The organism is Streptomyces sp. NBC_01478 (genome assembly GCF_036227225.1).
Taxonomy (GTDB): Bacteria; Actinomycetota; Actinomycetes; order Streptomycetales; family Streptomycetaceae; genus Streptomyces.
This window is the reverse complement of record NZ_CP109444.1, coordinates 5,713,765-5,730,613: the sequence shown is the minus strand read 5'-3', so window position 1 is coordinate 5,730,613 and position 16,849 is coordinate 5,713,765. Positions and strand designations below refer to the sequence as shown.

The window sequence follows — 16,849 nt, the reverse complement described above, 5'->3', positions numbered from 1 at the left end:
AGATGTGACGTGCGCCGACGACGGAATGAGGGACAGGGTCTTGGATACGACGGAGGCGGCGGAGGCGGAGGCGGCGGACACGTCGGCCGGGCCGGCCGGCGAGGAGTTCAAGGGCTGGTGCTGCTGGGCACCGTGCTGGTCCTGCTCCTCCTCGGCACCGCGGGCACCGCGTCCGCGCACGCCGCCCTCGAATCCACCGACCCTGCCGACGGAAGCGTCCTCAAGTCCGCCCCCCGCACCCTCACCCTGACCTTCTCCGAGTCCGTCGCCCTGCTCGACGACTCCTTCCGCGTCTACGACCCCGACAACCGGCGGGTGAAGACGAGTTCGGCGCACCACGCGCAGGACGCGGGCGACACGGCGAGCGTGACACTCCCCGCCAAACTGGGCACCGGCACCTTCACCGTCGCCTGGCGCGTGGTCTCGGCCGACAGCCACCCGGTCTCGGGCGCCTTCACCTTCTCGATCGGCAAACCCTCCGCCACCACCACCCCCGTCAACACGGCCCCGACCGAGGAGCCGCTGACGGGCAGCCTGTACGACATAGCCCGCTACTTCGCGTACATCGCCGCGGCCCTCCTCATCGGCACGGCCGCCTTCGTCACCCTGTGCCGCCCCCCGGACCCGTCCGTCCTCAACAAGCCGATCCGGATGGGCTGGTGGACCCTGCTGGCGGCCACGCTGGCCCTGCTCGTCCTCCGGGCCCCCTACGAGGCGGGCACCGGCCTGGCCACGGCCTTCGAACCCTCCGCCCTCCCCAAAACCCTGGCGACCCGCCCCGGCCTGGCACTCGCGGCCCGCCTCCTGCTCCTCGCCGCAACAGCCGTCTTCCTCCTACGACTTCGGGGGCGGGAGCGGTTCGGACGGGTGGCCTTGGGGACGGGTGCCGCCCTGGCCGTTGGGCTGGCGCTGACCTGGGCGTCGGCGGAGCACGCGTCCGCCGGGATCCAGGTGCCGGTGGCGATGACGTCGGCGGTGCTGCATCTGCTCGCGATGTCGGTGTGGCTGGGCGGCCTGACGGCCCTGCTCACCGTCCTCTACCGCTCACCGGCCCTCGACGCGGCCCCGGTGGCCCGCTTCTCCCGCCTCGCCTTCGCCTCCGTGACCGTGCTCGTCGTCACCGGCGTCTACCAGTCCTGGCGCGGCCTCGGCTCCTGGAACGCCCTGACCGGCACGTCGTACGGCCGCATCCTGCTCGTGAAACTCGGCGCGGTGGTGCTGCTGCTCGTGGTGGCGGGGTGGTCGCGGCAGTGGACGGGACGGCTGGTGGAGTCGGAAGTGCGGCTCCCCGTACCGGAGTTGGTACGGACGGGGGCGACGGTCTCCCCTCCTGAGGGCGACGGTGATTGTGCCGCCGACGGCGAGGGCGTCCCGGACTCCGGTGACGGTTCCCAGGGGCGGGACCGGTATCGGCGCGGTCTGCGTCTCTCCGTGCTGTTCGAAGTCGGCGTCGGTGTCGTGGTGTTGGTGATCACCACCTTGCTGACCAACACCCTCCCGGGCCGGGCGGCGGCGGACGCGCAGCAGACCGCGACAGCGGCCGGCATCCCGGCGGCGTCCGTCACCATGGTCCCCTTCAAGGTCGGCAACGCGGGCGGCAAGGTGCAGATCACCCTCGACCCCGGACGCGTGGGCCTGAACTCGGTCGAGGCGGTCGTCTACGGCCCCGACGGCGGCTTCGCCACCGTCCCCGAACTGCGCCTCTCCTTCACCCTCCCCGCCCAGAAGATCGGCCCCCTCGACGCCAAGGTCAAGGACGAGGGCGGCTATTGGGGGACCAACACCCTCAACCTGCCGATCGCCGGGACGTGGACGATGAAGGTCACGGTCAGGACGACGGATGTGGATCAGGTGAGTGTGTCCCGGAACGTGCGGATCGTTCGGTAGGCGCCCTGCACGCCGCATGTCATGCCGTGTCCGCGACGAGTTGGTGGCGCTCCACCCACGCCGATATCGCCGCGGCGATCACCTCCGGCCGGTCCTCCGGTGTGTGATGGCCGGCCACGGCGTCGGAGTGCTCGGTCTCCAGCCCGGCGATGTTGGCCGCGCACCAGGAGATGACCCCCTCGTGCATCATCGCCCCCGGCCCGGGCGCGAACGTGAGCAGCAACTTCGGTACGTCCGCGCTGGACTTGAGCCAGCGGTCGTACGCCTCGATCCTGCTGACGACGTCGGCCGGTTCGCCGCCCAGGGGCATCGAGCGGGCCCAGCGCAGGAGGGGGCGGCGGCTCTCCCGGGTCGGGTACGGCTCGCGGTAGACGGCGAGGTCGGCCGGGGTGAGCGGGGTCGCGGAGGCGGCGGGGAGAGCCTGTTCGATGAAGGCGTTCTCGTCGAGGATCATGGCCTCGCCGACGCCGGCCGTCTTGATCGCCCGGAACAGCTCCCGGCCCCCTTCCGGGAACTCCTCCCAGCTCATCGGCTTGACGATGGTCTCGGTGAACGCGATGCCCCGCACCCGGTCCGGATGGCGCGCGGCCCAGTCGAAGGCCAGGGCGCCGCCCCAGTCGTGCCCGACCAGCACCACGTCCCGCAGCCCGAGCGCGTCGAACCACGCGTCCAGATAACGGGCTTGGTCGGCGAAGTCGTAGGCGATGGCGGGCTTGCCCGACGCGCCCATGCCGATGAGGTCGGGTGCCAGCAGGCGCCCGGACGTCACCCCCGGCAGGACGTTCCGCCACAGGTGCGACGAGGTCGGGTTGCCGTGCAGGAAGACGATCGGTGCTCCGGTGCCGGACTCCCGGTGGGAGATGGTCGAGTCGAGGACCCGCGTCACCTGCGAGGCCGTCACCGGAAGGCCGCCGCGTTGCGCCGCGCCCAGGACGCGAAGGTGCCCGGTGCCCGGCCCAGCACCCGCTCCGCATCGGGGCTCACCCGCCGCTCCTCCTCGGTCGGTTCGCCCAGGACGGCCAGCGTGCCCTCGACCACGGGCAGCGGCATGAACCGGGCCATCGACTCGTGGGCCTCCGCACGGGACTGTTCCGTGAAGGCCACCTCCTCGCCCAGTGCCGCCGCTATCGCCGCCGCCCGCGCCCGCGGTGTCGTCGGCGCGGGGCCGGTCAGGGTGTAGGTCGCGCCAGCGTGCGCGTCCTCGCGCAGCACAGCCGCGGCGACCGCCGCCACGTCGTCGGGGTCCACGAACGGCAGGCCCACGTCACCGAACGGCGCCGCCGCCGTGCGCTCCGCGCGGATCGACTCGGCCCAGGCGAACGCGTTGCTGTCCAGGCCTCCCGACCGCAGGATCGTCCAGTCCAGCCCCGACTCCCGTACGGCCGCCTCGAATCGGCGGGGATGCGCGTACGCCTCCGGGCGGGTCCCCGCGCCCTGCGAGGACAGCAGGACCACCCTGCGGACACCGGCGGACTTGGCCAGGTCCAGGACGTCGTACGGCCGCTCGCCCGCCACCAGCAGGAACAGCGCCTCGGCGCCTTCGAACACACCTCGCAGACTCTCAGGTTCGCCCAGGTCACCGGCCACCGTCCCCGGCCCGCCGATGTTTCGGGCCACCGCCGTCACCGGGACCCGGCCCTCCGTGAGGATCCGCACCAGCGTCCGCCCCACGTTCCCGGTCGCACCCGTCACCACGATCATCTCGATACCCCCGTCGCCGTATGTGCAAGCAAGTGAGTTAGTTGACTGACTAACTCTGTCGGGAAGGACGCTAGCACGATCACCCCGCCCGTTGTCTATAGTTAGTCGGATGACTGACTCAAAGGATTCCCGGCCCGACAGGACCGACCGGCCCGCCGCCGTCGGCAAGCGGCAGCGGCTGACCACCGCCACCGCCCGGGTCCTGCACGAGCAGGGCGTGGAGCGCACGACCATCGCCGACATCGCCCGCGCCGCCGACGTCCCGACGGGCAACGTCTACTACTACTTCAAGACCAAGGACGAGCTGATCGAGGCGGCCCTCTCCGAGCACACCGGCTCCCTGGAGACCCTGACCGCCCGGCTCGACGAGCTGCCCGACCCGCGCGAACGCCTCAAGGCACTGATCGGCGGCTGGGTCGAGCAGAAGGACATCGCGGCCCGCCACGGCTGCCCCATGGGCACCCTCGCCGTAGAGCTGGACAAGCGGTACGAGGGTGGGCTCGATCTCGCCGCGGGGCAGGTCATACGGCGGTTGGTGGACTGGGTGGAGCAGCAGTACCGGCTGCTCGGCGCGGCCGATCCCGAGGGGCTCGCGCTGACCCTCGTCAGTGCCTACCAGGGCATGTCGTTGCTCTCGAACGCCCTGCGCGATCCGGAGATCATGACCCGTGAAGGGGCCCGGCTGATAAGGGAGTTGGACAGCCTCACAGTGGCGTGAGGAACGCCTACCGCTGTCCCCGGATGCGCTGCGCGACCTCGCTGTTCTCGGTCTCCCACCAGGGGCGGACGAGTTCCGGCCCGTCCACCGCAGCTTCCGCGGGTGTCGCCCGCTCCAGTTCCGTGTCCAGCCGCCGGTCCAGCGCGACCGTCTCCGCGCGTTCCGTGCGGGCCCACTGGACCAGGATCGCGAGCAGGAAGGGGACGGCGACCAGCTCGGCGATGCCGACCATCGCACCGCCGCCGAGCTGTTGGTCGTGCTGCACGTCAGGGGCCCAGGACGGGGAGTGGGCGAGGTACCAGGAGCCGGCGATTAGCGTGCCGTGGGTCATCACCACGATGCCCGGTACCGCGTCGATGATCCCGTCGACGAACACCAGGCCCGCCCGCACCGGGTGGGTGCACCAGGCGGGCAGTGCCTCCTCGCGGGTGAGCACCGGGAGGACGAACAGGCTCCCGGCGAGCAGCAGTTGGAGGTACATGAGCTGGTGCAGCCAGTTGTTGGCCAACGCCGTCTCGAAGTACGGCGTGAAGTAGATCGTGAGTTCCGTGGTCAGCACCAGGGCCGTGCTGACCAGGGGGAAGGTGAACAGCCGGACCAGGCGGCCGGTGAGCACTCCCTGCGCGCGCGCCGCCCCGCGTTCGGGCAGGGCGCGCAGGGCCAGCCGCAGCGGATCGCCCAGGGCCAGGCCGAGCGGGGCGATCAGGTCGAGGAGGACGTTCTGGACGGCGGCCGGCCAGAACAGCACGCGGTCGTACACGGCCAGCGCCGACATCGTGGCGATGACGAGCGTGCCGAGCCCGAGCACCGCGAACGCGGCGGTCCGCGCCACCGGCCAGCTCTCGCCGCGCCGCCTCAGCCGCAGGACGCCCCAGCCGTACAGGCCGCCGAGGAGTACGACGACCAGCAGCGCGGGAACGTCCGCCTGCCAGGAGGAGAACAGCCGTCCCATGGTGAGCTGCGGCGGGTTCTCCATCGCGATCTACCTCCACCCACGCCTGCCGGATCTGCCGCAGCACTCTATGCCGCCGAGTGCCGCGGCCGGGACCCGCCCCCGTGGCCGGGCACCCTTACAGCGACTGCCGCATGATCCAGTCCCGGATCCCGGGGATCGTGTACGCGATCTGCCAGGTGCCCATGTGCGCACTGGTCGTCGAGCCGGTCGGTACGGTCGTGCCGGTCTCGAACGCGGCGAAGTTCACCGGCGTCCGCTGGGCTTTCATGGCGCGGACGTCGGCCGCGAACTCGGCGGCGGTGGACTGCCCGTCCCACAGCGCGGTGCCGACCTGCGTGCCCTGCTCCTGGATGACCGCGGCGATGGCCTGTTCGCCGGGGTAGGCCTTGGTGTCGTCGGCGGAGACCAGGATCCACAGGTCCTTCTTCGCCAGCGGCGCGGCCTGCGCCTCCGGCCACTGCCCGGCGACGATGAACGCCGCCGCGAACAGGTCCGGGTACTTGATGTTCAGGCCGAGCGACATCATCGCGCCCATCGACTGACCCGTCGTATAACGGCGGTCGGGGTCGATGCTGTACTGCTGCGTCACGGACTCGACGAGGTTGGCGGTGGCGTCGAAGAGCGTCGACGGCAGGTAGTCGTCGTCGATCACGACGGAGCCGTACTCGGGGGCGAGCACGAAGGCCTCGTGCCGGGCCTGGTCCTCCGGGCTCGCCCAGCACACCGCGCCCAGGCCCTGCACCAGCGGGCCCTCGGTCGCGACGTTGACCACGCTCGCGTCGTGCATGAACAGCACCAGCGGGTAGCTCTTGCGCGGGTTGTAGTGCTCGGGCACGAACAGGTTGTAGTTCAGCGTCTGGCCGGTCGCGGGGTCGGCGAAGGTGAACTGCTGGAAGTCGTCGACGATCAGGTTCTTCACGGCGTCGGTGGTCAGCGCCGTGGTGCTCGCGGGGTACTGGGTGCCGTGGGCCGTGGTGACCGCGCCGGCCTGCGTGAGCGTCGCCTTCGCGGCCACGATGGTCCCGCCGGGGGTGGTGTCGCCCACCTTCGGGCCGCCCGCCCCGACCCCGCCGTCGGAGTCGCCCGTACCGCCCGTGCCGCCGGTGGGCGGGGTCCCGCCGCCCTGCTGGGTCACCCACAGGGCCGCCGCCGTGTCGTCGGTGGACAGCTCGACGATGACGTAACGGCCGTACCGCGCCTGCTCGTCGAGGTCGGCGGTGCGGTTCGTGTAGACCTTGGTCACGGTGCGGTCGGTGACCGTGAACGTCGACGTCGACAGCGTCCGGCCGTCGATCTCTCTGTCGTACTCGACCGCCACGGCGACGAGCTTCTGCCCGGCTCCGAAGACCTGGGTGATGGCGGTGAGACCCTTCACATGGTCTCCGTCCGAGCCGGTCGCGCCCGTCCCGCTCGCCTCCTGCGCCGAGCTGGGGGTCGCGCTGCCGAACACCGCCAGGGCCCCCGCCGTCGCGGTCGCGGTACCGGCCATGAACCTACGCCTGTCCATGAAGGTGAGCTCCTTCGATCGAGGTTGTCAGGGCTGCCGGGCGCCACTGTCCTGCCCCAATCTGTGAAGCGAAACGAGAAAGAAGAAGCTTTTTCACAGGAGACGCAGAAGTTCCCTGGTCGTACGGATGAATTCGCTTCGCGCAACCTTAGATGGTGGGAGCTATTGCGCTGCAATTATTGACCCGCATTCTCCTGATTTACCGGCGGCGAGAATTCGACGACGAAAACCGGTCATATTCAGAGCGAACTCAGAGGGAATGAACTCGGCGGGACTGGTCCATGACCCGGCCCCGGATGCCGGGGATCGTGTGGGCGACCTGCCAGGTGGCCATGTGCGCACTGGTCGTCGAGCCCTTCGGCACGACCGTCCCGGTCTTGAAGGAGGCGTAGTTGACCGGCGCCTTCTGCGCCTTCATGCTCCGCACGTCCGCCGCGAACTGGGCCCCGGTGGACCGCCCGTCCCACACCGCCGTCGCTACGGCCGTGCCCTGCGCCTTGACGGCCTTGGTGATGGCGTTCTCGCCGGAGTAGGACTTGTCGCCGTCCTGCGAGACGACGATCCAGAGTTTCTTTTTCGCCAGCGACTTCGCCAGCGACTTCGCCTGGTCCGCCGGCCACTGCCCGGCGACGACGAACGACGCCCCGAACAAATCCGGGTACTTGATGTTCAGGCCCAGCGTCATCATCGCGCCCATCGACTGCCCGGTCGCGTAGAACCGTTTCTCGTCGAGGCTGTACTTCTTTGTGAGCGCCTGGACGAGATGGGCGGTGGTGTCGAAGAGCGGCGACGGCTTGTAGGTGTCGTCGATCACGACGGAGTCGTACTCGGGGGCGAGCACGAAGGCCTCGTGCCGGGCCTGGTCCTCAGGGCTCGCCCAGCACACCGCGCCGAGGCCCTGGATCAGCGGCCCCCGGGTCGGTGAAGGTGAACTGCCGGAAGTCGTCCACGATCAGGTTCTTCACCGCGTCGGTCGTCAGCTTCGTGCCGCTCGCGGCGTAGCGGGTGCCGGAGGTGGTGGTGACGTTGCCGGTCTGGGTGAGGGTGGCCTTCGCGGCGACGATGGTTCCGCCCGGCGTGCTGTCCCCGACCTTCGGACCGCCTCCGCCTTGTCGTCCGGCGACATTTCCACGACGACGTAGCGGCCGTCCCTGCCGTGCTCGGCCAGGTCGGCGGTCCGGCCGGTGACCTTGAACGGCGACGTCGACAGGGCCGAACCGGTGATGTCCGTGTCGTACTCGACCGCCACGGCGACGAGCTTCTGGCCGTCGCCGTAGACCTGGGTGATCGCCGTGGCGCTCCGGATGTGACCGGCGGCCGGAGCCGTCCCGCTCACGGCCTCGCCCTCGGCCTCCGCCGTGCACGCGGACGTCGTGCCCAGCACGGCCAGGGTGCCGACGGCACCGGACCCCGCGATGAACCTGCGCCTGTCCACCACGACGGACTCCTTCGCCGAGCTGCGGTCTGCCGCCACCTCAACCCGGCCCCGGGAGCCTCGCAACGGGAGTCACCGAAGGCCCGTCGACAGTATTCGATATATCGTGATAGGACAAGAACGTATCGGTAATGCGACCTTGGAGTGACGATGCCCGCGCAGAATTCCCCCAGCCCGTTGCAGGACGCCCGGGTCACGGCTGTCCTGGACCGGCTCCAGGCCGAACGCCGGCGCCCCACCAACGGCGGCCCCCGAGGCGGCGCCGGCACCCACGACCCGCACGCCTACGCCGACATCGGCTTCTCGATCCACGCCGACCAGGGCGACCTCATCTACCTGCTCTGCCGGGCGATCGCCGCGACGCGGGTGGTCGAGTTCGCCACCTCCGTCGGCGTCTCCACGATCTACTTCGCCGCCGCCGTGCGCGACAACGGCGGCGGCACGGTGATCGGCTCCGAGATCGTGCCGGAGAAGGCGGCGACCGCTCAACGCAACCTGGCCGAGGCCGAGTTGGCCGACTACGTCGACCTGCGGGTGGGCGACGCCCGGGAGACGCTGCGCGACCTCGGCGGCCCCGTCGACTTCGCGCTCATCGACGGCTGGCCGATCAGTGACGGCGGCCCCACCCTCGCCCGCCAGGTCATCGAGATCGTCGCGCCCCAACTCCGCACCGGCGCCTTCGTGATGAACGACAACGCCGAACCCGACTACCTCGCCTACATCCGCGACCCGGCCAACGGCTTCCGCTCCGTGACCCTCCCGCTGAAGGGATCAACAGAGCTTTCCGTGAAGGTGAGTTGACGAGGGCCTGGGCCAGCAGGAACTCCGCGCAACGCTCCCCGATCATCACGGTCGGCGCATGCGTGTTGCCCGACGGCACCGCCGGCATGACCGACGCGTCCGCGACCCGCAGCCCCGGCACCCCGTGCACCCGTAGCAGCGGATCCACGACCGCGTCGGCCCCGGCGCCCATCCGGCACGTCCCGAACCTGGTGGTGATAACTGCTCAGATTGCGTTTGACGTACGCGGCGATCTCGTCGTCCGTCACGACCCCCGGCCCGGGCGCGACCTCCCGCGCCCGCCACTCGCCGAGCGCCTTCTGCTCCCCGATCTCCCGCGCCTGCCTGACCGCCGTCACCATCGCCCGCAGGTCGTACGACTCCTCGAAGTACCGGGGATCGAGTGCGGGCGCCTGTGCCGGATCGGCGGACCGCAGCCACAGCCGGCCCCGGCTGAGCGTTCGGATCGTGCCCGGCGCGACGCTGTAACCGTGCCCTTCCGCCGGCACGTCCTGGCCCACGACGGGCAGCGGCACATGGGACATCACCGGCTGGAGGTCGGGAGCGGCCGGCGCGGGATCGGTCTTCGCGAAGTACTGCGCCTCGATCTTGTTGGACGTCCCCGGCGGCACCGGCCCCTTGCCGGAGTCGGCGAGGATGTGCCGCAAGGTGCCCAGCCACCGGGAGGTCTGGCTCTTCACCGTGCTCACGCTGCACCCCGGCGCCGCCGCCGGGTCTTGTCGATGAACGTGCGGTACAGCACCCGCCGGGCGTACCCGTCCGGCGACTCCAACTGCCGTACCCGGCGCCACACCGCGTACAGCTTCGCCAGCGCCGTCTGCGTCAGGTCCTCGGCCAAGTGCCAGTCCCCGCACAGCAGATGGGCCGTACGCCGCAGACGCGCCCGCCCGGCACCGGCGCCGGGCGCGGTGAGGAGTACTTCATGCCTATGGAACGGGTGTACGGGCCAAGGAGGTTGTCACGTCCGGAGAATTTCTTTCGCGGACAGTTGCCCTCACAGCAACAATGGCGACAATGAACGACCGCGACGGACAAGCGGGACACCAGGTCAACGGGGGTGCAGTGGTGGACAGTTCGCCGAGACCGCGCTACAGCGCGACGGTGTGGCAGCGACTGGGGCCCGTGTTCCCCATGGCCGTCGTCAGCGCGATCCTCCTCGTCACGTCCTTGGCCGGGTCACCGCCCCCGGACGCACAGACCGCCTGGCTGGCATTCTGGCTCGGCCTGCTGGTCGTGGGCCTCCTGCTCCCCTCCTACTTCGGTGTCACCCTCACCGAGTCCGCGGCCGTGGTCCGCAACCTGCGCCGCCGGACCATCCCCTGGGCCGACATCCAGTCCATCCAGATCGAATCCATCATGGGCACCAGAACGGTCGTCCTCTACGAGGCGAACGGCCGCAGCACCCGCCTACGGGCACCCAGCACCGGCTTCCTCGCCTGGGACCGCCGCTTCGAGGAGAAGTTCCACGTCATTGGCCAGTGGTGGCTGACCCACCGGGGCCCCGACTGGACCCCGGCCCCACCCCCACGGGCCTGGTGGAACACCCCACCGAACACCCCACCGAACCCGGTACGGGACCCGGTACGGGACCCGTTCGCCGCTCCGGAGTAGACGAGGAGGCGCCATGACACTGACCCGCAAGGGATCCCGGCACATCGTCGTCGACGGCACGGCCTACCGATGGCGCCTGCGCCGCAGGCCGACCTACTCCCAGGCGCTGGCCTGGACACCGTGCACCTTCGCGGTCGAGCACGCGGACGGAGGCGGTACGACCCTCGTGGTCACCACCGCCCACCCCCACCCGGGCAACTGGCTGGGCCGCGAGTACAGGCCCGTACTGCCGACCGACGTCAGGCAGGCCGTCGAACACGCCCTGCGCGAAGGCTGGAACCCGGCGTCCCCCGGCTCTCCGTTCCACCTGGACTTCTCCAACGGCGGCACGGGCGTGGGGCACGGGTAGACCGCCACCTTCCGCACGGCACCGCGCCACCCCGCCCTGCTTACCCCCGCCCCGCTCACCCCCGGCCCAACGCGCGACTGGCCCCCGAGACGACCGCGGTGGCCAGCACCCATCCCGACGCGATCAAGAACACGGCCACCACTTTGTCCAAGCCGGCCGGGTCGAAAGCCGATCGGTAGCCCAGAGAGACCACGGGGATCAGCAGATCCACGCAGTACAGCACCGGATCGAACGTGCGCTGGCCGGATCCGCCGGCCGGGGCCGGCGCATGCACCGAGAACCAGCTCGAACCGCCCGCCACCAGCACCAGCAGCCACAGCAACGCCCGCCTGGGGGCGTAGCCGTAGCCGAACAGGACGTCCTGCAACGCCCCCCAGATACGGCCGGTGAGTCTGTCGCCGCGCCGCAGCCGCCGCTCACGCGCGTGCCGTACCGCTCTGACCGCCCGCTCGTCGCCCGCCGCCTGGTAGGAGGCGGCCAGTTGCTCGAAGACGCCCACGCCGGCCTCGTGGTCCAGGGCGAGCCAGTACAGCCGGTCCTTCAGCGACAGGGGAGTGATCGACCCCAGCCGCTGATAGACGAGCCCCTCGATGTCCAGCCGCCCCGCGGCGGGCCAGGTGGCGGAGTCGTCGACGAGTACTCCCACCCGGGCGTCCCGCAGGACGATCCGCCCGGGCGGCGCGGCCCGCAGATCAAGGCGGAGCCGGGACGTCGTCAGCCGGCTGAGTATCAACTCCCCGTGGGGTCCGGCCAGTTCGGCGTCGTGGAAGGTCACCACCGATTCGACCGTCGCCCCGCGCAGCAGGATCTGTCCATGGGAGCGAAAACCCCAGTCCGCGTAGAACCCGCGGCCGCACGAGAGGCCGGTGGCGTCGATGCCACCCACCTGCGCCCCGTCGAAGTACACCGCGTGCGCCACCCGGACATCCCGCAGATACACCGCGCCGGTCGCCCGCAGCCCACGCCCCTGTATCGCGCCGTCGACACGGAGGCGAGGAGCGAACAGGGACCACAACCCGCTGGATTGCAGCCGCAGTTCATCCGCCGTGAGACTGCCCGCGATCCGGGCGTCCGCCAGCCGCAGCGGAGCCTCGGCCGGCGGCTCCGCCACCCGTCGCGGGGCCCGTACGCCGTCGCGTACGACAGCGGTCTCGGTGCCCAGCGCCGTAGGCTCGCCCGAAGCCGTGCCGATGACGCATCCCGACAGGCGGACATCCCCGTCCACGGAAAGGCCGTCCGCCAGCACGGCAGGAGCACTCGAACCGCTCAGATCGAGCGAGACGGCCTGCATGCCGCGCAGATCCAGCGGATCCGAGAAGCGGCACTCGACGAACTCGAGGCCGAACTCCAGTTGACGGTGGGAGAGATCGACCGGTCCGGCCACCCGCGCACCTTGGATACGGCACGGTCCCCCGCTCGCGTCATGGTCGGCCACCGCCTGCTGCAGCACCCGCCCGCTGACGGTCCTGCCCCGCGTCGCCGCACGCTGCACACGACGCAGCGCCCCCGTCCACGCCATCCCCAGCCCCCTGACGTCCATCTTCCGGAGGCATAGCACCACAACTGCTCACGCTGTGACCCGGGTTCGGACAGACTGGAGCGATGAGTGGGTTGACGCACTTTGGCCAGGAGGTTGCCGCCGCGCTGGCGCACTGGCAGAACAGTCGGCGCAGTATCACCTTCGAGAAAGCATTGCCCGACGGCGGCAGCGGAGCACGCCTGGGCTTCGTGTTCCACGAAGGGGATGCGAAGCATCCACAGCAGAAGCTCCTGCTCAAGTTATGTGCCGGCGAGGAGGGGGCCGTCACCGAACCCCATGATCTCGAAGCGGCATGGCAGTCCCGCCCGCCCTTCCGCCAGGGCGGGCCCACGTTCGACTTCCCTGAACGCCGATTCATCAGCCAGGTCTACGATCCCCTCCGGGTCGGCGACACCTGGCTGATGTTCCTCGACTGCGCGCTCGACGCACGCGGTCGGCATCCGCTGAACCCGCTGACCGCGGTTTCACCTGGTGAGGGGAAAATCGATGTGGCCGCCGCCGTCATCGATGGCGTCTTCACGGACTGGAACCCCGACCGGCGTGCCGACCACGACATGGCGGCCCAGGACTTCCTGGCGAAGGCACTGGGCCACCGGGCCAGGCCCACCAGCGCCCTGGCCGGCGCCGCCGCACGGCTCCTGGGAGCCGATCTGCACAGCGAGTTCCTCACGCTGCCGGGATGGCCCCGCGAGCTGCCCAACCCCACCCCGTTCGCGGTCCCTTCCCCGCTGGCCGGTCTGAAACCGCCCACGGTGGCACTGGGCCGCGCCCACTACGACCTGCACCCCGGAAACATCATGGTGGCCACGCGGCCGGAGCTCGAACCCGACTCCTTCTGCCTCGTCGACCTGTCGCGCTTCGAGGACGAAGGGCTGCTCCTGCGGGACCCGGTGCAGTTGTTGCTGTACGTGGTCTGCGACTACCTTCCCCGACTGGAAGAGCCGGAACGGAGCGTGCTGGAAGAACTCCTGCTCAACGAGGACGAGGAGACTTCCCACCCGAACGAAGGCCGCCTGCCCAAGGATCTGCTGTACGCCCTCCGGAGCCTGCGAGCCGCCCCTGACCGCTGGCGTCAGACCCACCGTTACGCCCAGCCCGAATGGCACCCCCAGTACCTCCTGGCCCTGCAGGCATGCGCGTTGATGTTCCTCACGCGCCGGACGGAAACCGCCGAACAGCAGTGGTTCCTGCGCCTGGCGGCCCGTGCCTGCGAAGCGTTCCGGGCCGTCGCCGTACCGCACACGCAGGACAGTTCTACGGCTGAGCCGACCCCTCGAAGCCTCGGCCCGGCCACCGACGGGCAGGTCGCAGACGGGCCGGCCACCGACGGGCCGGTCGCAGTCGGGCAGGTCGCCGACGACCCGGCTGCCGACGGGCCGGTCGACTGGACCCGGTGGCGGGAGCAAGTGCCCGCTCCTGGTACCCCGCTGGCTCTCGTCACCCACGAGTGCTTCTTGAAGCCGGCGATCGCTCGGGAGATCAACCGTCAGGCCTACCGGGCCATGGGCGACTGGCTCGACCAGCGCTCCCCGCGTTCAAGGATCCTGAAGGTGGACGGTGCCCGCGGCTCGGGGCGCACCTGGGCGCTGCTGCGCAGCGTGGACGAACTCCACCAGATCAGGAAGGTCCCCGTCTTCGTCCTCGATCCGGCGGCCGAAGCGGACATCACGGCGCTGAAGGCGTTTCGTGCCGCGCAGCGACAGCCCTTCGTCGTCGTGCTGGACGCCGTCCCCGACCCCGATGATGTGCGGGCGATGCTCGGCCCCGTGCTGGACGAGAAGGGCGGCGGCGAACCCGGGCTGTACGTGGTGACCGAGTGCGACATCCCCACGTGGCTGCAGCCGTTCCAGGAAACGGTTCAGGTGGGACGGGTGCAGATCGGCGAAGTGCAGTCGCTCGCCGAGGTGTTGCATTCGTCCCGGTCCGGGCGGCACCGCATGACCCACAGCGAACAAGCGGACATGAGCCTTCGCCTCAGGAGTGACAGACCCCCGCTGATCGGTGAGATCGTCCGCATGCTCAGCTCCGACCGGGAGCAGGAGTTCCAGCGGTACGCAGAAGAACTGCACGGTCAGTACCAGAAGTACCCGACCGACACGGGCAAGTCGCTCGGCCTTCTGTTGCTCATGTCCTGCGGAACCCATCGGCTCCCCGTGCCCGACGGCGTTCTCAGTGAAGCGTTCGGCCTTGCGTCGGATGACCTGGAACAGGCACACGGCTACACCACGGGGAACGGTCAGCGCCTTGTCTGGCTGGGGCAGCGCACCGTCCTGGACCGGGCACTGAAGAAAATAAAGAAGCGGAACGGGGACGACACCTTCGTAAAATACAGGCGCGAATCTCTCCACAAGGCACTGAGAGGAGTCGATCCCGCCAATCGATTGCACTGCAAATTCGCGCGGGAGCTCATCACCAAGGCCTCGAAAGAGGACCGGTCCTGGTTGGTGAGGGAACACCGGGATCTGATCCTCTCCATTGCCGCAAAAAGCACCCAGGGATCGGTTTCGACACAGATCTACGCCTGGTATCCGCTCATTGTCGCGATCCACCGGCTGGACGGTGGAATGCTCCCGGACGTCAGATCCCTGGCGGACTACTGGCAGCGGGGTCTCTCGGACGAGCTTGCGCAAAATCTGGCTCCTCAACCGCGCAACCCGGCCGAAGTTCTGCACATGCTCCTCACGCTGGGCGGCGACGAGACAATGCTTCACTTGGTCCGCCGGTTACAAGGTGCCTCCGATTGGGATGTGAACCCCTGGGCGGACTTTTTCGAAATGGTGAAGAAGTTCCCCAGGGAGAAAGAGATCACGGACCTGCTGATGCCGGTTCTGCGCGGCGGCATCGTGGATGTGCCGAAACTGCTGCATGCAAAGAACACGGCGCAGTTGTTTCCGCCACTGGTCGCCAAGTACGGGCGGCCCGACGACCGGAACTGGCTGTGGCGTCATCTGTACAGCGCTGTGGCGGACGCGGAAACGGCGTCTTTGCAGGACCGCTTCAAGTGCTCGGACCACTTCGCGGATCTGACGGGCCGCTGCCTCACCCAGAAACGGCACGATCTGTCCCTGCGCATACTGAGAGCCTGCCTCCAGCCGTCGACCCTCGACGACGCCGCCTGTCACAGATTCGAAGCGGAGTTGGAGGCGATCCGCCGCGCGGAGTCCAACGACCGGCTAGGGGTGAGGAGCGTAGAGGTCCTGCTGCCGCTGGCCCGTGAACTCCCGCACAATCAGGCCGCGCACGTATGGCAGCGGCTGCTGAAACTCGCCAGGGCATGGCATCCCGACGAACTGCATTCCCTGTCCCGAATGTCACTGGACGCGGTGGGCCGGCTGCTGAACGATCCGCAGGTACCCATCAAGGATTTCCTGCCGCTGCATTTCTCCGCGCTGGAAACAGCGATCCACGCTCGCTCGCTGCGCCCCTCGGACGCGGAGAACTATCTGCGCGGCTTTCTCGACATACCGGAAACCGCTCAGCCCGAACTGGTGCTGCAATTGGCCACCGCGGTCGTACAGGCCAAGGACCAGGCCGACTCCTCCGCGGTGTCCAGGCTCCTGGTCGACTGCGCGGTGCAGGAAGACTGGCAAAAGCCCGCCGTGCTGGCGGACTGCCTGGTGGCCCTGACCGACTGGGCAGGCACCACTCCTCCCGTGCTGAACACGGCGCTCTCGCTGAATCCCCAGGCCTTGAAGCGGCTCATCCTTCTGCTGCGCCTGCTTCCGGGAGATCTCGACAAACAACAGCGCCGGATTCGTCACATCCTCGCGAACTATCCGGAGGAATCAGAGCGAGAGGTGTACTCGGTAGTCGTATCGGAACTTCTACGGGTCAGCTTGCCCGAGCGTGCCGATCTCCAAATGGGAGAGCGGTCGGACGGAAACGCGGTCGACCTCTGCGCCAGGGCACATGCGAAAACCCTTGAGGGCGATATCTCCGCGGCGCGCTCACTCCTGCGCCGTCTTCTGACGATCTACGAGAGAACCGGACGCGGTGCGCATCCGGCAGCCATGCGAGAATTGACCAAAACGATCGCCGGCCGGACTTCTGGACCCGAGCGGCGATGCTACCAACTCGTCAGCAGGTTGCAGACTCTCACTCCGCTGGCCAGCCAATGAGAATTCCGAATTCGGAGTCGCCGATCTGACTGGGGCGGAGTTCCAGGGGGTGGAGCGGGGCTCAATGCCGGAGACGTGGAGCGGGTTGCCGTCCGGACGAGCCCGTGTCGACCACGACCACGACCACGACCACGAGGACGAGCACGACCACGAGGACGAGCAGCCGCGGACTGTCCGCCGTCCGGCAAGACGACGAGGTGCTCGGCCCGGCCCGCACTGCTTCGACG

General features: G+C 69.4%; 14 protein-coding genes and 2 pseudogenes. 6 read left to right on the top strand and 10 right to left on the bottom strand.

Annotated elements, in window-relative coordinates:
* Nucleotides 1–117: 117 nt before the first annotated feature.
* The gene (locus OG223_RS25850; protein ID WP_329253161.1) at nucleotides 118–1,887 is read left to right on the top strand and encodes a copper resistance CopC/CopD family protein; all 1,770 of its coding nucleotides are present in this window, start codon (nucleotides 118–120) and stop codon (nucleotides 1,885–1,887) included.
* A gap of 19 nt (nucleotides 1,888–1,906) precedes the next feature.
* On the opposite strand, the gene OG223_RS25845 is transcribed toward OG223_RS25850, so the two are convergent.
* Nucleotides 1,907–2,788 (bottom strand): haloalkane dehalogenase, encoded by an 882-nt coding sequence (locus OG223_RS25845; protein WP_329253158.1) that lies wholly within the window; start codon nucleotides 2,786–2,788, stop codon nucleotides 1,907–1,909.
* A complete protein-coding gene (locus OG223_RS25840) occupies nucleotides 2,785–3,588 on the bottom strand; it encodes an SDR family oxidoreductase (protein ID WP_329253155.1) in 804 nt (267 codons plus the stop codon). The genes OG223_RS25845 and OG223_RS25840 overlap by 4 nt, the downstream gene beginning before the upstream one ends.
* A 109-nt stretch (nucleotides 3,589–3,697) precedes the next feature.
* On the opposite strand from OG223_RS25840, the gene OG223_RS25835 reads away from it, so the two are divergent.
* The gene (locus tag OG223_RS25835) at nucleotides 3,698–4,306 is read left to right on the top strand and encodes a TetR/AcrR family transcriptional regulator (protein ID WP_329253152.1); all 609 of its coding nucleotides are present in this window, start codon (nucleotides 3,698–3,700) and stop codon (nucleotides 4,304–4,306) included.
* Between the two features lie 7 nt (nucleotides 4,307–4,313).
* On the opposite strand, the gene OG223_RS25830 is transcribed toward OG223_RS25835, so the two are convergent.
* The 4 genes from OG223_RS25830 to OG223_RS25815 all read right to left on the bottom strand — a co-directional run bounded on the left by OG223_RS25830 (nucleotide 4,314) and on the right by OG223_RS25815 (nucleotide 8,206).
* Nucleotides 4,314–5,282, bottom strand: a complete 969-nt coding sequence (locus tag OG223_RS25830) for a cytochrome c oxidase assembly protein (protein ID WP_329253149.1) — start codon at nucleotides 5,280–5,282, stop codon at nucleotides 4,314–4,316.
* Nucleotides 5,283–5,376: 94 nt separating this feature from the next.
* Nucleotides 5,377–6,768 carry an alpha/beta hydrolase-fold protein gene (locus OG223_RS25825; RefSeq protein ID WP_329253145.1) on the bottom strand — a complete coding sequence of 464 codons (1,392 nt, stop codon included), beginning with the start codon at nucleotides 6,766–6,768 and terminating at the stop codon, nucleotides 5,377–5,379.
* 250 nt (nucleotides 6,769–7,018) lie between these two features.
* Nucleotides 7,019–7,609: an alpha/beta hydrolase-fold protein gene (locus OG223_RS25820; protein WP_329253141.1), complete on the bottom strand. Its 591-nt coding sequence runs from the start codon at nucleotides 7,607–7,609 to the stop codon at nucleotides 7,019–7,021.
* Between the two features lie 135 nt (nucleotides 7,610–7,744).
* On the bottom strand, nucleotides 7,745–8,206 hold the full coding sequence (locus OG223_RS25815; protein ID WP_329253138.1) for a hypothetical protein: 462 nt from the start codon (nucleotides 8,204–8,206) through the stop codon (nucleotides 7,745–7,747).
* 147 nt (nucleotides 8,207–8,353) lie between these two features.
* Here OG223_RS25815 and OG223_RS25810 point away from each other — a divergent pair, with 147 nt between their 5' ends.
* The gene (locus OG223_RS25810) at nucleotides 8,354–9,004 is read left to right on the top strand and encodes an O-methyltransferase (RefSeq protein ID WP_329253136.1); all 651 of its coding nucleotides are present in this window, start codon (nucleotides 8,354–8,356) and stop codon (nucleotides 9,002–9,004) included.
* Between the two features lie 97 nt (nucleotides 9,005–9,101).
* Here the strand turns inward: OG223_RS25810 and OG223_RS25805 are convergent.
* From OG223_RS25805 to OG223_RS25795, 3 genes and pseudogenes are all read right to left on the bottom strand, one after another.
* Nucleotides 9,102–9,176: pseudogene (locus OG223_RS25805) on the bottom strand (GMC oxidoreductase); the annotation flags it as partial.
* Nucleotides 9,177–9,252: 76 nt separating this feature from the next.
* Nucleotides 9,253–9,528: pseudogene (locus tag OG223_RS25800) on the bottom strand (GMC oxidoreductase); the annotation flags it as partial.
* Nucleotides 9,529–9,689: 161 nt separating this feature from the next.
* Nucleotides 9,690–9,842 (bottom strand): sigma factor, encoded by a 153-nt coding sequence (locus OG223_RS25795; RefSeq protein ID WP_443073740.1) that lies wholly within the window; start codon nucleotides 9,840–9,842, stop codon nucleotides 9,690–9,692.
* Nucleotides 9,843–10,018: 176 nt separating this feature from the next.
* Here OG223_RS25795 and OG223_RS25790 point away from each other — a divergent pair, with 176 nt between their 5' ends.
* Nucleotides 10,019–10,615, top strand: a complete 597-nt coding sequence (locus OG223_RS25790; RefSeq protein WP_329253133.1) for a hypothetical protein — start codon at nucleotides 10,019–10,021, stop codon at nucleotides 10,613–10,615.
* 13 nt (nucleotides 10,616–10,628) lie between these two features.
* Complete coding sequence (locus tag OG223_RS25785; protein WP_329253130.1) at nucleotides 10,629–10,964, top strand: hypothetical protein; 336 nt, start codon at nucleotides 10,629–10,631, stop codon at nucleotides 10,962–10,964.
* A 55-nt stretch (nucleotides 10,965–11,019) separates the two neighbouring features.
* Here OG223_RS25785 and OG223_RS25780 read toward each other — a convergent pair whose 3' ends face one another.
* A complete protein-coding gene (locus OG223_RS25780; RefSeq protein WP_329253127.1) occupies nucleotides 11,020–12,483 on the bottom strand; it encodes a hypothetical protein in 1,464 nt (487 codons plus the stop codon).
* A gap of 83 nt (nucleotides 12,484–12,566) precedes the next feature.
* Here OG223_RS25780 and OG223_RS25775 point away from each other — a divergent pair, with 83 nt between their 5' ends.
* Nucleotides 12,567–16,622: a hypothetical protein gene (locus OG223_RS25775; protein ID WP_329253125.1), complete on the top strand. Its 4,056-nt coding sequence runs from the start codon at nucleotides 12,567–12,569 to the stop codon at nucleotides 16,620–16,622.
* Nucleotides 16,623–16,849: the final 227 nt, after the last annotated feature.

Excerpts from the sequence above, each read along its gene's own strand:
- OG223_RS25840 (WP_329253155.1), bottom strand. The coding sequence starts at position 3,588 with ATGATCGTGGTGACGGGTGCGACCGGGAACGTGGGGCGGACGCTGGTG.
- OG223_RS25835 (WP_329253152.1), top strand. The coding sequence starts at position 3,698 with ATGACTGACTCAAAGGATTCCCGGCCCGACAGGACCGACCGGCCCGCC.
- OG223_RS25830 (WP_329253149.1), bottom strand. The coding sequence starts at position 5,282 with ATGGAGAACCCGCCGCAGCTCACCATGGGACGGCTGTTCTCCTCCTGG.
- OG223_RS25825 (WP_329253145.1), bottom strand. The coding sequence starts at position 6,768 with ATGGACAGGCGTAGGTTCATGGCCGGTACCGCGACCGCGACGGCGGGG.
- OG223_RS25810 (WP_329253136.1), top strand. The coding sequence starts at position 8,354 with ATGCCCGCGCAGAATTCCCCCAGCCCGTTGCAGGACGCCCGGGTCACG.
- OG223_RS25790 (WP_329253133.1), top strand. The coding sequence starts at position 10,019 with ATGAACGACCGCGACGGACAAGCGGGACACCAGGTCAACGGGGGTGCA.
- OG223_RS25785 (WP_329253130.1), top strand. The coding sequence starts at position 10,629 with ATGACACTGACCCGCAAGGGATCCCGGCACATCGTCGTCGACGGCACG.
- OG223_RS25780 (WP_329253127.1), bottom strand. The coding sequence starts at position 12,483 with ATGGCGTGGACGGGGGCGCTGCGTCGTGTGCAGCGTGCGGCGACGCGG.
- OG223_RS25775 (WP_329253125.1), top strand. The coding sequence starts at position 12,567 with ATGAGTGGGTTGACGCACTTTGGCCAGGAGGTTGCCGCCGCGCTGGCG.